At 38.8% G+C, this 13,450-nt stretch carries 17 protein-coding genes; 10 read left to right on the forward strand and 7 right to left on the reverse strand.

The window, feature by feature from the left end; translation table 11 throughout:
- Nucleotides 1-8: 8 nt before the first annotated feature.
- Nucleotides 9-434 (forward strand): hypothetical protein, encoded by a 426-nt coding sequence (locus tag G7062_RS00195; protein ID WP_166063907.1) that lies wholly within the window; start codon nt 9-11, stop codon nt 432-434.
- A 42-nt stretch (nt 435-476) separates the two neighbouring features.
- Here the strand turns inward: G7062_RS00195 and G7062_RS00200 are convergent, their stop codons facing one another.
- Nucleotides 477-1,388 carry a M28 family peptidase gene (locus G7062_RS00200; protein ID WP_166063908.1) on the reverse strand — a complete coding sequence of 304 codons (912 nt, stop codon included), beginning with the start codon at nt 1,386-1,388 and terminating at the stop codon, nt 477-479.
- A gap of 149 nt (nt 1,389-1,537) precedes the next feature.
- Here G7062_RS00200 and G7062_RS00205 point away from each other — a divergent pair, with 149 nt between their 5' ends.
- Both G7062_RS00205 and G7062_RS00210 read left to right on the forward strand, forming a co-directional pair.
- Entirely contained in the window at nt 1,538-2,554 is a 1,017-nt protein-coding gene (locus tag G7062_RS00205; RefSeq protein WP_166063909.1) for a multicopper oxidase family protein, read from the forward strand.
- 11 nt (nt 2,555-2,565) lie between these two features.
- Complete coding sequence (locus tag G7062_RS00210; protein WP_166063910.1) at nt 2,566-2,931, forward strand: multicopper oxidase domain-containing protein; 366 nt, start codon at nt 2,566-2,568, stop codon at nt 2,929-2,931.
- 95 nt (nt 2,932-3,026) lie between these two features.
- On the opposite strand, the gene G7062_RS00215 is transcribed toward G7062_RS00210, so the two are convergent.
- The 5 genes from G7062_RS00215 to G7062_RS00235 all read right to left on the reverse strand — a co-directional run bounded on the left by G7062_RS00215 (nt 3,027) and on the right by G7062_RS00235 (nt 6,820).
- Nucleotides 3,027-3,701 carry an ABC transporter ATP-binding protein gene (locus tag G7062_RS00215; protein WP_166063911.1) on the reverse strand — a complete coding sequence of 225 codons (675 nt, stop codon included), beginning with the start codon at nt 3,699-3,701 and terminating at the stop codon, nt 3,027-3,029.
- Nucleotides 3,701-4,765, reverse strand: a complete 1,065-nt coding sequence (locus G7062_RS00220) for an ABC transporter permease (RefSeq protein WP_166063912.1) — start codon at nt 4,763-4,765, stop codon at nt 3,701-3,703. The genes G7062_RS00215 and G7062_RS00220 overlap by 1 nt, the downstream gene beginning before the upstream one ends.
- Nucleotides 4,766-4,844: 79 nt before the next feature.
- Nucleotides 4,845-5,471, reverse strand: a complete 627-nt coding sequence (locus tag G7062_RS00225; RefSeq protein ID WP_166063913.1) for a CPBP family intramembrane glutamic endopeptidase — start codon at nt 5,469-5,471, stop codon at nt 4,845-4,847.
- A 246-nt stretch (nt 5,472-5,717) separates the two neighbouring features.
- Entirely contained in the window at nt 5,718-6,239 is a 522-nt protein-coding gene (locus G7062_RS00230) for a hypothetical protein (protein ID WP_166063914.1), read from the reverse strand.
- 11 nt (nt 6,240-6,250) lie between these two features.
- The gene (locus tag G7062_RS00235; RefSeq protein ID WP_166063915.1) at nt 6,251-6,820 is read right to left on the reverse strand and encodes a hypothetical protein; all 570 of its coding nucleotides are present in this window, start codon (nt 6,818-6,820) and stop codon (nt 6,251-6,253) included.
- 273 nt (nt 6,821-7,093) lie between these two features.
- On the opposite strand from G7062_RS00235, the gene G7062_RS00240 reads away from it, so the two are divergent.
- The 7 genes from G7062_RS00240 to G7062_RS00270 all read left to right on the forward strand — a co-directional run bounded on the left by G7062_RS00240 (nt 7,094) and on the right by G7062_RS00270 (nt 12,783).
- Complete coding sequence (locus G7062_RS00240; protein ID WP_166063916.1) at nt 7,094-7,996, forward strand: FMN-binding protein; 903 nt, start codon at nt 7,094-7,096, stop codon at nt 7,994-7,996.
- Between the two features lie 110 nt (nt 7,997-8,106).
- The gene (locus tag G7062_RS00245; protein WP_166063917.1) at nt 8,107-8,493 is read left to right on the forward strand and encodes a hypothetical protein; all 387 of its coding nucleotides are present in this window, start codon (nt 8,107-8,109) and stop codon (nt 8,491-8,493) included.
- 35 nt (nt 8,494-8,528) lie between these two features.
- A complete protein-coding gene (locus G7062_RS00250) occupies nt 8,529-9,404 on the forward strand; it encodes a Cof-type HAD-IIB family hydrolase (protein ID WP_166063918.1) in 876 nt (291 codons plus the stop codon).
- Nucleotides 9,405-9,472: 68 nt separating this feature from the next.
- On the forward strand, nt 9,473-10,075 hold the full coding sequence (locus G7062_RS00255) for a histidine phosphatase family protein (RefSeq protein WP_166063919.1): 603 nt from the start codon (nt 9,473-9,475) through the stop codon (nt 10,073-10,075).
- A gap of 15 nt (nt 10,076-10,090) precedes the next feature.
- A complete protein-coding gene (locus G7062_RS00260; protein ID WP_166063920.1) occupies nt 10,091-11,212 on the forward strand; it encodes a pectin acetylesterase-family hydrolase in 1,122 nt (373 codons plus the stop codon).
- Between the two features lie 674 nt (nt 11,213-11,886).
- The gene (locus G7062_RS00265) at nt 11,887-12,474 is read left to right on the forward strand and encodes a hypothetical protein (protein WP_166063921.1); all 588 of its coding nucleotides are present in this window, start codon (nt 11,887-11,889) and stop codon (nt 12,472-12,474) included.
- Between the two features lie 93 nt (nt 12,475-12,567).
- Nucleotides 12,568-12,783 carry a PspC domain-containing protein gene (locus G7062_RS00270; protein ID WP_166063923.1) on the forward strand — a complete coding sequence of 72 codons (216 nt, stop codon included), beginning with the start codon at nt 12,568-12,570 and terminating at the stop codon, nt 12,781-12,783.
- Nucleotides 12,784-12,801: 18 nt separating this feature from the next.
- On the opposite strand, the gene G7062_RS00275 is transcribed toward G7062_RS00270, so the two are convergent.
- Entirely contained in the window at nt 12,802-13,449 is a 648-nt protein-coding gene (locus tag G7062_RS00275) for an MBL fold metallo-hydrolase (RefSeq protein WP_166063924.1), read from the reverse strand.
- Nucleotide 13,450: the final 1 nt, after the last annotated feature.

The raw sequence follows: 13,450 nt of genomic DNA on the forward strand, positions 1-13,450 counted from the left end.
AGCCAACGATGAAATCAATTCAAATTGAACTCGATGAAGCGATTACTGCAGGACAAAATCTGCTGATTACTTTGAATGATGTAAAACACGACCTCTCGAGCGCACAGAACTGGGGTATTGCCGATATTTTCAGTAAGAGTATGCTTGTGACATTCTTCAAACAAAGCAAACTTTCGGATGCAAGACGGACCATTGATCTCGCACGTCGGGATATTGATGTTTTTAAGAAAGAATTACAAGACCTGGATATTCGACTGGACGATGTCATCAATCAGAGTAACAGCCTTATATTTATGGATTACTTTCTTGACGGATTTTTTGTCGATATTTGGGTTCAAAGTAAAATTAACGAATCCCGTCGCAATGTTTCTGATTTGATCGACGAAGTAAGCACGACCGTCAATCGCTTACGCGAAATGAAGCACAACCTATAACAAATAAAACATCAGTATGATAAATCGTACTGATGTTTTTTGTTATAGCATTTTTATATAATTAATCATTACAAGTGTGAGTGCCTCAACATTCTCATTTTGGAACACCGTATCCAATCGTGTATGAATGCGATCTAAATAGTAACCCAATACAGGTGCCCGTTTCGCTACTACTACACCCACACTATTTTTGAAGTGTAATTGATCAGACATGTAAATGTATTTTGTCGCGTTTCCATGAATGACTGGCTTATTAAGACCTTGGGTCGCAGTTTGTAATAACTCTGAATGTTTGGATTCACGAAACTGTTGTTTCTCAACAAAGATAAATGTATCACCATTGCCAACACAATCGAAATTAATAAGTGGCGTGTCAACGATATATTGTCCGTAACGCTTTTTAAATTTTGATGATCCTTCCAATCCAGTTTCTTCCAAGTCAAAGAATACAAAGGCAACTTTACCACGAAGTTCTAACGGCAAATCTTCCATGATTGAAAGTAGCGTTGCGACACCCGAAGTATTATCATTTGCCGTATGTTTGTTGGGGATACCGTACATAATCTGATAACAATACCCCACAATCACTGTGAGGTTTATTATTTTAAGCCACAGATCCTGTCCAGACACAAGCCATCTGTTTCCTAGTAAAAGGAGAATTAAAATTGGGATTGCAGTTATGAGTTGACTGATGAGAAACATCGGTAAATTGCTAAAGAACATTACAATTGGGATGTAAAAGTTGGGTTGCGTATCATAATGCGCCGTCAAAATAAGATCTGCGTCCTCAATATCGCCAAAAATAAGATTGCGGCACATGCCGTGTTCATCATTGACAAGACTGTACCCCATCTCATCGGCACGATCATCGAGCCAGTTTTTAAATTCTGTCTTCTGATTGTATGTCTTTCGGACTTGATAGGTATCCAAGAGTGTTCGAATGTTTGTTTTCATAGCATCTCCTTTTTCTTCTCTATTATGACATGATTGCATACATTATGGTGATTGATTGTGCGCCATCTCATTTCTAACGAAAGTTTCACCAATACTCACCATCTTGACATACTTGGAGGACTATAATGAATGTAAGGAGATGATCACTCATGAAAAATAATTATTTCTATAATGAAACCAATTTTGACTGCCTGGATGCCGCATATAAACCCCTCTTACCCATAGAGCAAAAGTCAGTTCCACTGAGGGTTCCACCGCTTTTACGTTCTGAACAACACGATAATCATGTCTCTCATTACACAATTGTAGCTCAAGAGGGTGAAATTCAAATTCTTGATGGACCTAAAACAAAAACATGGGGATACAATGGCGATATTCTTGGTCCGACAATTCGTTTTACTTGTGGTGAAACGTATACGATTACTTTGGTAAATCAACTTCCAGAAGTAACTACCTTTCATTGGCACGGTCTCAATATTCCAGGACCCATTGAAGACGGCGGTCCATTCGCACCTGTAAAACCTGGTGAAAGCAAAACGATAACATTCACAGTGAATCAGCCTGCTTCTACATGCTGGTTACATCCGCACCCTTGTCCAAACACAGCCAGCCAAGTATGGCATGGTCTTGCTGCGATGGTAATCGTTAGCGATGCCCACGAAGCATCACTCGACTTACCGCGCACCTATGGTGTTGATGACATACCTTTAATTCTTCAAGACCGTTCCTATCATGATAATCAACTCGATTATCAACGTGACTACGATGCAGATGGTATCCAAGGAAACGTTGCATTGATAAATGGGGGCGTGAATGCAACATTTGATGTCACCCAGCAACGCATTCGCCTCAGAGTACTCAATGGCGCCAACAGAAAAGAATTCCGCCTTCACCTGGATGATGACCTTCCTATGACAGTAATCTCATCCGATGCAAGCCTACTTCCAAAGCCCATTACTTTAACACATCTTATGCTTACGGTTGCGGAACGTTCTGAATTTATCCTTGATTTTTCAGATTACAAACTCGGTGATTGTGTCGTACTTTACAGTGATGATTGTCCTATTTTAACGTTCCGTATTAAAGAATTTGCTCGCAACAAGCAAAACTCAATACAAACTAACTTTTCAATGGCCCCCTTGTCTACGACCCACGAATTCCTGTAAAGAATATTGTAATGTATGGAATGGACGAAGGTGTCCTTCTCGATGGACGTCGTTATGACATGAAACGTATTGATGCATACTTGGAGAGAGGCGTAACTCAATATTGGGATATCACAAATGTTGGATCCATGACTCCTGGAATGATACATCCTTTCCATGTTCACGGAGCCCATTTCCAAGTCCTATCGCGTAACGGACAAAAGCCATACCCTTATGAGTCGGGATGGAAGGATACCATTGGTGTCAATACCGATGAAACTGTTCGTGTCGCCATTCGATTCGATATTGAAGGTTTGTATATGTACCATTGTCATATCTTAGAGCACGAAGACACGGGTATGATGGCGCAAATTCAAATTTTACCTGAAGCACAATAAAAAGAATAGGACCAACACTGTTGGTCCTATTCTTTGCCTTCACTATAGATTTCTTGCTTAATGTACAATTCAAAAGCTATTACTACATCAGCAATTTATACTTTGGATATTTTACCACTTTCAATGCGATAGACTGTGTCCACTAAATCTAAGATACGTTCATCATGTGTTACCATAACTGCCGCCTTATTGCGTTTTTTCACTTCTTCAGCGATACGTTCGACGACTTGACGACCGCGCACACCATCAAGGCTTGCAGTTGGTTCATCCGCAAGAATGACTTCAGGATGGTTCATAAATGCACGGGCGATTGCAACGCGTTGTTTCTCCCCACCACTTAATTGACTTGGATATGCATGGACGCGATGTCCAAGGCCAAGGTCTTCCAATAATGATTGTCCATAGGCTTGTGCTTCACTGGGTTTTTGTTTTCCAATGCGGGCAATCAATTGTAATTGTTCACTCACATTAAGATATGGTACGAGTTGGTGTGATTGGAAGATAAATCCAACCTTATCCTGACGTACCTTTGTCCATGCTTTCTTTTGCAAGCCGACTTTCGTATCTCCAATTGTAACATTTCCCGACGAAGGAGATAACAAGGCGCCAGCAATCGAAAGCAATGTGCTTTTCCCTGAACCAGAAGGACCGACAATGGCTACAAACTCTCCAGGTTTTACAGCAAGTGAAACCTCAGATAGCGCTATAAATTCTTGATCACCATCTTGATATGTTTTGGATATATTTTTTAATTCTAATGCGTATTCCATTATTCGTTTCCTCCAATTGCCATCAACGGATCGACTGTCGCTACTTTTCGTAATGAGAACAAACTGCTCACAATTGCAATCACAAAGAACACGAGTGAAACAACGAGTGCATCACGGACACTTAAGGTAAATGGCATACTCTTCGGTAAAAAAACAGCCATTGCAAACGTTAGTCCATTGCCAATCAACATGCTTAATCCCGCGAGCATTCCGACTTGGGAAACTATCGTCATTCCAACCATTCCAGTTGTCGCACCGAGCGCTTTGAGAACTCCAAATTGTGGTAGTTTTTGTAGCGTTGTTACATAGAAGAACGTTCCCAATATAATTCCCGATATTCCCAATAAAACAACAAGGATCATTGTCAGTGTTGACTGCTCTTGAGCATGTCCAGGAATTTTAGCGATGATTTCTACTTGTGTTCGCACTACAGTAGCATCCAGATTTGGGATGCTGTCCCCTTTGATTGCGAATGCATTGTATTTGGGTGAAGGTGCATGTGTTACTTCCTGAAGCATTCCTTGGAAGCTATCTTGACTGAGTATTCCGATGGAAGAGTGTCCATACATATATCCTTTAACAAACCCTACCACTTTAAGTGATACATTTGAACTGGTATCAACAATCGTGTCACCAACACTCACATCCTTTGCCATAAAGGATTCATCCAGTAGAATTTCATGCTTCCCTAAATCTGAAACATCTTTGGCATTCGGCATCATGAAGCTCATTGGATCGATTGCCATATATGTAATGTCAACTTTCGCATCGTTACTGCTTCGTTGAAACGTCATACGTTGTAAGTTAACTGGTGTTACAAACTCTGATGAGACAACATCCAATTGGTCCTGTGTTAAGCTTGAACGTGTAATTAAATCATCCGCATCATCACTAAGCAAGTAAGCATCTGCAGGCGAATTTTTGATTGCTGAGCTTGTTGCACTTCCCAAACCACGCGTTAGGCCTGTTATAAACAAAACGAGAAAAATAAGCATTGTTAGAATTCCCATTATTAAGGCATAGCGGCCTTTATTGCGCCGTAATTCTTTTATCGCAAGAAACATTGTGTTCTCCATTCTTTATCGTGTTTTAATTGTATCACTTGAGTAGGGCAAATACACGATATTTAAATTAACGGTAAGTTTATTTGATTAAGAATGGGATAAAACCAATTAAGTCAAATGTGAAATGACAGATCCAACTGACCCAAATACTCTTTGAGTGTTTCCAAATGTAGTTTAATGCAAGACGTGTTGGTACGATTGTAATAAGGAGTTGAGGAATATTGAAACCGTAAGCCGTAACATGCCACAATGCAAATAACACTGAGCTGACAAGACTTGCAATCATAAACGAGAAACCCTTCTTTTCCATTGCGATAACAATGTTTGTGCTCAAAATCTCTTCGCCCATCAACATAAAAGGAACTTGACCAAATACCATTAATGGTGAAATCGACGCAGCAATACTATTTACAGTTGCAGCGCCAAATATCGTTTTATATACCAAACCAAATCCAGTTCCTACGGCGAATACAGCAGGTATCCCTAAGAGTAATGTCTTAAAACTGAAATGTTTAAACTGGTCGATGAATGTCTCCTTAAATAAGACATATGCTACAAACCCACCGATAATTAGATTCCAAAATGTCTCTAGAATAACCAACAACGATCCAGACAATCGAAGTGTCCCAAAGATTTGATAAATTGTTCCGACAACGATTGTTCCTATAAATAATTGAATTGCTTTATTACTGCGTGTATTTTCCATAATACATCCCCTTTTGAAGCGTTGCTTCGTAATTTAAATTTACACCCATCACAAACTAAATACCGCTTTGATTATCTTTCTTTTTTTTATGAAAGTGTTTCCAAAATATTATTTTCATAATGTTTTGTGTCAGGTAATTGAAAAGTATAAAACCGACAACACTTTTCACAAATTTCGCAATAAAAAAACACCCGAAGGTGTTATTCAAACGTAATAACTAAGAAATACTTTCGACCGCCTACAACACTATCTATTTCTAAATAGTCTTGAATTGTTTTTTGCATCAGGAAGTATATGTGCTCCCTCTTCCATTAACGTCATCAATATATATTGCTCACCGATTGTGATATCTTGAATGCTTTCTGAAATCAAGCTCGTACCCAGCTCTGAATTATCGCTTTCGACAGCTTGCTGAGATCCGATAGAGCTATTTTCACGGATAAATTGTGTATAAGAAACAGGTCGGCCGTCCAGATCAACATAGCTCCCAAACCCGACTGTTTGAATTTTTTTATCGCTCGTTTCATTCGCTGGGAAACCCGCACTTGAACTGATTGTGTGCTCAGATTCTATTTTATTCTCGTCCATAATAACCATACTAACCCTGAACGAGTATTCTTGTGTTTTTCCATTGAGTCTAATGCTCAGCCCCTGTCCTGGCGCGGACGCAGATGCCAATGTTCTATCAGTCGGCACTTCAATTTCAGGGGATTGCGTACAACCCGTAAATAATAAGATACTCAGTAAGACAATAATTATTCGTTTCATACGTTACTCTCCTATTTGAAAGAAATCGTGACCAAGTAAACAGGACTTTGTCTATCACTTGGATCTTGAGTATATTCCGCAAGTGTCGACTTATTCACGGATACACGCCCATCTGTAGACATTTCCATAAGAATATATTGTGCATCAGAATCAACTTTTGAGATATCTAGTTCTAGTACTGAGGTACTCAACAATCCTGCTACATCTGCAAGATGAATTTGCTTCGTTGTCGAAGCGCCTCCACTCACGAATTTAAAATAAAGTATTGTATCTTCTTCTAAATCTCGATAATTTCCAAAGCCAATCGAGTCTACAGGAAGCGGACCTTTTTCTGAGCGAACTGCATCATCTACTGTAGCAATAATTTGCGATGTTATCTTTTGTTCCACATCAATAGTATGCAACTCGATAATAAACTTTCTTTCTTTAACACTCTCTCCGAACTGGATTACGGTTCCAAAGCCTGGTGAGCTTATAGATTGCAGCGGATCTTTGGATGGGACGATGGCCGATTGCTCGCTCTTTCCAGAACACCCTACTAATACAAAAAGTGAACAACAAACTATGATGAGTCTTTTCATATACTTCCCTCTATTCTCTATACCACAAATTATAACATGATATTACGGCATTATGTAACCGCTTATGTGTGTAATGTATTCTTTATATGAACATTGTGTATACCCACTCTTTAATGTCTTTTATTGATATTTGGTGAAGGAAGATATCGATATCACAAAGTCAGTTATGTAAGCGGTGTCGACGACAACACGGTTGCTCACTAATGCGATATTTTCTCCTAAGGTAAGTCGCTTTATCATGAGGCGTGATAGGATACTTGTGAGGTGAAATATATGAAAAGAATAGCATTAGCATTATTGGTTTTACTCATGGTGAGCGGTTGTTCAACTGCAAAACCAAAAGAAGAAAGTGACGCAAAAGTCGAAGTCACTTGGGACGCAACGCCTGCAGAAGGCATGGTTGTTGGGGATTACTACAAAGAAGAAGAACGATTCCGTCAAGGACACCTTGGCATTCTTGAAGTTGTTGTTAAAGATGATAAGTTAGAATACATTCATTACAATGAATACACACGCCCTAACTACTACAATCGCTACTTCCAAAACGTAAGTAAGCGCATGAGTGAGTATAATCTTTCAATGAAAGAAGGAAAAGGTGCAGCATGGATCGAAGGAGTTCTTTCAGCCGAAGCATCAATGATCAAAAAACAATCATTGGTTGATGGTGTTGATACTGTTGCCGGTGCTTCAAACAGTATTGAGCAAGCCATGGTTCCAATGGCTGAGAAAATCAATGCACGTTTGACATCATCTGCAGACTTTACAGGTCCAAAATTTTATCAACTTACAAAATTATTTGATGATGGCTTGGTAGGAGTTTTGAAAGTTGTTGTTCAAGACAAAAAAATTATTGACTTAAGTTATGATGAAATATTCCCAACGGATGCAACCTTGATAAAAAATGAAGACTTAAAGAAATATGCAGGATTATCAAAATATGATAGCGTTGAATACGATGAACCATCACGCATTGGATTTAACATTCAAATGGACGAACTCCACGCAAAAGTCATTGCAGATCAAGATATGTTTGATCTGACAGGATTACCAGCAATCGAAAGTACCGGAGACTATAAGTCAGCAGGTTACACAGAACGTAACAGCGCTTGGGATAACTATCTCGCACTTGCTAAAGAAGTACATGCCCAAATGGTAACCGACAACGTTATCGACTAATACCCCAAACACAGCAGTAAATGCTGTGTTTTTCTTTGCTTCATTTTCACAAACTGGATATTTCGGTCAAGATAGCGTAAACTAGTAACAATATTTTGAAGGAGGAAACCATGAAAAAACTAAAAGAAACGCTCTCTGCATTTTCTGCTTTGCTGATTGTTCCTGCGGTTTTGCTGGTCTGGGTCCTTGTGGCATTACGCGAGGATTATTTTCTAACCCTTTTGTTCCCTCTTTATATTGCGCTTTGCCTCGGTGGATATGGCATTATAAAATACCGTCACCGTGACATCTATGCCATGCCCCGCCATATTTTGAAACGCGAGGTTGAGATTTCAGTCGGTGTGGTAATTGCATCTTTTGCTGGGCTAATCATAATTACAATCACTTCGTACTTCACCTTTGGGATCCTCCTTCTCTTCTACATATTTGCGGGGCTCTTCGCTATTCATACCGCCCTCCTCTACAAACACTATCGTTCAGAATTTGCAAATTCATGAAGATTTCTGTGATATAATCCAACAGAGGTATGTATATGAATAAAATCAAAATTGTGGTTTTGGATATTGATGGAACACTGGTAACCAGTAGCCATACTATTAGTCCCCTTACAAAACAAACATTAATTACGTTACAAGAAAACGGAATACGCGTCATGTTAGCATCTGGACGACCAACTCCAGCAATGCGCGATCTCGCCCATAAGATTGAGTTACATAAAAATGATGGTTATATGGTGTCATTCAATGGCGCTTGCATTAGTCATTGTGAAACGGGCGATGTTAAGTTTAGCCAAGCAATTCCCGCTCCAATTGCAACCAATCTATTGGAACACTTAAAATCGTTTGATGTCATGCCCATCATCGTCCATGAAAACTATACCTACGTTAACAACGTCTATGATGGAATGATTAATCCCATGAGTCACACGGATAACAACGGTGAGCTTATTAATATTCTTGAAATCGAAGCGCGCAGTGGGAATTATCTTCTTGCTGAGGTTGAAGATTTGGCAACATTTGCCACTTTCCCACTCTATAAGGTTTTGGTCGCTGGAGATCCTGCTTACTTAAAGCGTGTTTTTTCAGAGATGACGGCCCCTTTCAAAGATACGCTGAACTGTGTTTCATCAGCTCCCTTCTTTATTGAATTTACAGATAGAGGAATTGATAAAGCAGGCGCAGTGGAACAATTTCTCTCGCCTCTTGGCTATTCTTATGAAAATGTCATCGCATTTGGCGATGGACATAATGATGCTTCGATGTTGAAGTATGCAGGTATCGGTGTAGCAATGGGAAATGCTGTTCCTGAAGTCAAAGAAATTGCCGATACAATTACGCTTTCAAACGATGAAGATGGAATTGCGGTAAAGCTGCATGAACTCTTTCCCGAAATATTTACGGAACTGTAACCCTAGGGTAACGGTTCTTTTTTTTGCTTGACCGTGCTATAGTTATTTGAGATATGATTGGAGATTTTATGAAAACAGTTTATATAATTCGTCATGGAAAAACACTATGGAATCAAGAACATAAAATGCAAGGCAGTCTCAATTCCGACTTAACGGATGAAGGCGTTTATCAGGCACAGAAGTTATCAGAAAAGTTGCGAACGATCGCATTTGATAAAATCTATTCGAGTAGTGCACAAAGGGCTATCGACACAGCCCATCTTGTATTTCCTCATGCTAAAATCAATGTTCAAGACACCATCTCAGAAATTAACATGGGGACTTGGGAAGGGCAAACTCACGAATGGATTGAATCAAATTATCCACATCAATGGGACGCGTTTTTTAATGAACCCCTCACTTATATACCCGAGAATGATGGAGAATCTTTTCAGGATGTTGCCAATCGTGTTAAAGAATTCATAACCTTACTGAATGAAAGTAATGATGAAACCGTTGCAATCGTCTCCCATCGCATCACGATTCGAATTATAATAGCACTGCTTCAAGACGGGACACTCGAAAACGTTCATATTATTGAGGACATTCAACCCAACTCTTGCACAACCTTAACATTAGAGAATGGTGCACTGACGATACTTGACTTTAACAGCACTAGACACTATAAATAGACGATTGGAGAACATATGAACAAACATTTAAAACGCTTTCTTATCTTTACTGCTATCTTAGTGCTTATTATTGCGCTATTAGTATGTTATGTACTCTTTGTCGTAATCAAACAGCCGACGAAGATTCAAGATATAACCCAAGCACCCTTGAACCAATGGAATCGCATTGAACTTGATGATACCGTTGTATCCAGCGATGGATCGGATTACTATTTACTTACAAAAAAAGGATCCAGCAACAATGTCATGATTTACTTCTCTGGAGGAGGAGCAAATTGGGACGAAAAGACTGCCGATTCTCCGATTACTATTTTCAATATGATGCAGGGAAAATATAACTATTTCAGTCGTATTCCCTATTACAAGTTGGCTACGATGGGAGGCATTCTTAAAGATGATAATCCTGACAACCCCTTTAACGATTGGACAATTATTTATGTTCCCTATACAACCGGAGACTTTCATATTGGTGACAATCTCATCGAATATCGTGATGACTTGAGTGTTATTCATAATGGTAAGAAGAACGTTCAAGCGGCCTTGGCATGGACTTATCAAAACATACAAAACCCTGACAAACTCTTAATTGCTGGTGAAAGTGCCGGAGGATTTGCAACAGCGTTCTGGACACCTGAAATTTCGGATCATTATCCACAAACACCAACGTACGCATATATAGATAGTTCAAATATAACAACGGAGCGTTGGCCAACGATTATTGATCAAACATGGAATGCAGATTTTGAGAATACGTTTGGATACAAGCCTCAAGCAGATCTTATTGCTTCGGCACTTGAATATAACCTAAGAAACTATCCAAGCATTACATTTCTACAGTCCAGTACCATGTATGATGTCTTATTAATGTCTTTTGAGTCACAGTTGAATCAAACCGTCATCGATGATACATCGAAACAAGCCTGGTCGTCAGCAATGAAGAAAACACTCCAAGACCTTGGGAAATATGATAACTATTACAGCTTCATTACAAATGAAGGAAAGACTGGCATTCAAGATACAACCCACACCATTAGTCCAGCCAACTCATTCTATACATTTAAAGCAAACGGCATCCCATTTGTTGAATGGCTAAGCGATGCAGTCATAAATGATGCGCCACAATCCTTGAGTGACTAAAAAGGCCACCAAGCATGTGGTGACCCTCTATAAACCATACTGCTGTTATCTTAAGACAGCAAGTAAAATGACTCATTTCTGTCCTGCATATAACACAACTTAAAATATCAATATATCAGAGATCTTTGCAAGGTTATTTTGCAGAAAAATTATTTTTAATGGGCACATCAAATGATGCCCTTTTTTAGTATTTCCATGATATTAAAAATGGAAAAGCTTCTCTCTGTTACCGTCTATGATTCTATTTCGTCCTTTACGGTCGTGTCAGCATACTATAATTTATGAAGTTGCATTCATTCGATTTTTTATCAAATTTTCCTAATATTCCTCGACTCTTTATTTCTCAACTTTTTGACATTGACTTTCCCACAGAAAGCGATTACAATTCGCCTATGCTTAAATTAAGAAAGGAGGCATTCAATGAAAGTAAATACTTCATCTTTAAAATACTTATCGATTTTTGGTTGCATATTAAGCGGATTTGGTCTGATATCTGCAACTGTAATCTTGTCTAGCTACGCAATAATCGCACCTACAATTTATGATTACACAATCGAAACCTTCTTATTTCAAAATCCCATGCTCAAGTTTCTTATGTATCCTTCTTATTTTTTTATTTTCTTAGGTATTTTATTTCTACTGTTTAGTTTAATAGTAGGAAGAGAGGAAAGAAAATGAAATCAGCAAATAAACTGAGTCATCGATTTTCAATTATCACATGCGTTATACTTCTGTTTACAGCATTTCTTATTCCTGTGAATGCAAACAATGATTCTGACCACCTCGTTGAGGGTATCGACTATGATGTCGTTGAATATTTCGTGCCCTTTGAATCCGACGATGCCATCAGCGTGCCGAGTTCAAGAGCATGGTGGGGCTGGTCTGTTCGTGGTGTTTCTGGGCCTTACTCACACTCAAAAGGTATTGGGCCCTATGTCAAAGGCTCTCCAGGACAAACAATTAAACTGGATCATTATGTGACCATCAGTTACTCAGTCACAACGTCTACAGGAATATCTGTTGGTGATGTCAGTGCGTCAATTGGTTCCACAGTCACGCAATCGAGAGGTGTTACACTTGGATCATCACTGTATGTCCCAAGCACCTACAATGGAAGGCGTGTTGAATCAGCTGAATTGTATGCGCGTGCCGAAAGTAATCAATACGCATATCAAATTTACTATCTTGAGGGAAAAGTCACAAATGGCCAAGCAAATGTTTTCACCGGGATCCGTTATTTACACTATTACTATTACAAATGATAAGTAATAATTCAATATACACATGGGTATAATAACTCGTGCATTCTGTTGATGATTTGTTATATAATAGATTTACTTTAAAGGAGATCTATTATGGCATACCACAGCAATAAGCGCCTCTACAAAGACAAATCTACTGGAATGGTAGCTGGTGTTTGTGCGGGCCTATCCGAATACTTCAAAATTGACGTTACAATCATTCGATTTATTTTTGCCTTACTTGTACTTGGTTATGGAACTGGTTTCTTGGTATATATCCTACTTTGGTTCTTATTACCTGACAAGAGTGACATCAACCCATACGAATAAAAGTTCCCTAAGGAACTTTTATTTTGAAATTTTTTCAATAATCGCATCGAGTATTTCTGGTCCTTGAATAATATTATGACCTGAAATTGCAGTTTTAATTGCATACTTTTTATACTCTTGAAGTGTTTGAATGTATACGTCTTCACGTGTCTCTAAGTCAGGGACAATTGTTGCCATATTATCACCTAGGTTGTCACCAAAGTTCATGACTCTCTCCACAGCATCGTAAACACTTATGCCATCAATTGTGTGGCCTGGTGTGTAAAAGAGAAATATACCATCTTCTGGAAATTGCAGCTCATTATCAAACGTAAGATTAGGCAATACTTTGACACTCGTCTCAGTTGTATGATGGCGTGCTTGCCCAACCATTGTATCCCATTCTGCTGCAATAAGTTCACGGCATAACGTATGACTTACAATCGTATTGTTCTTAAAATTGGCATTCCCAAAGACGTGATCCCAATGGTAATGCGTATTTATGACAATCAATGGTTTTGCATCATTCTCCAGAAATTCAAGAATGGGCATAACACTCTTTGATCCAACACCCGTATCAATTAGGTAATTGTTTTTGTTTCCGCGAATTAAATGTAAATTTAAATCCCAACCTGCAAATGCTTCCGTAAAAATAGTATGACGGTATGATAGCTTTGTAATTTTCATT

This window comes from Erysipelothrix sp. HDW6C, assembly GCF_011299615.1.
GTDB lineage: Bacteria > Bacillota_I > Bacilli_A > Erysipelotrichales > Erysipelotrichaceae > Erysipelothrix.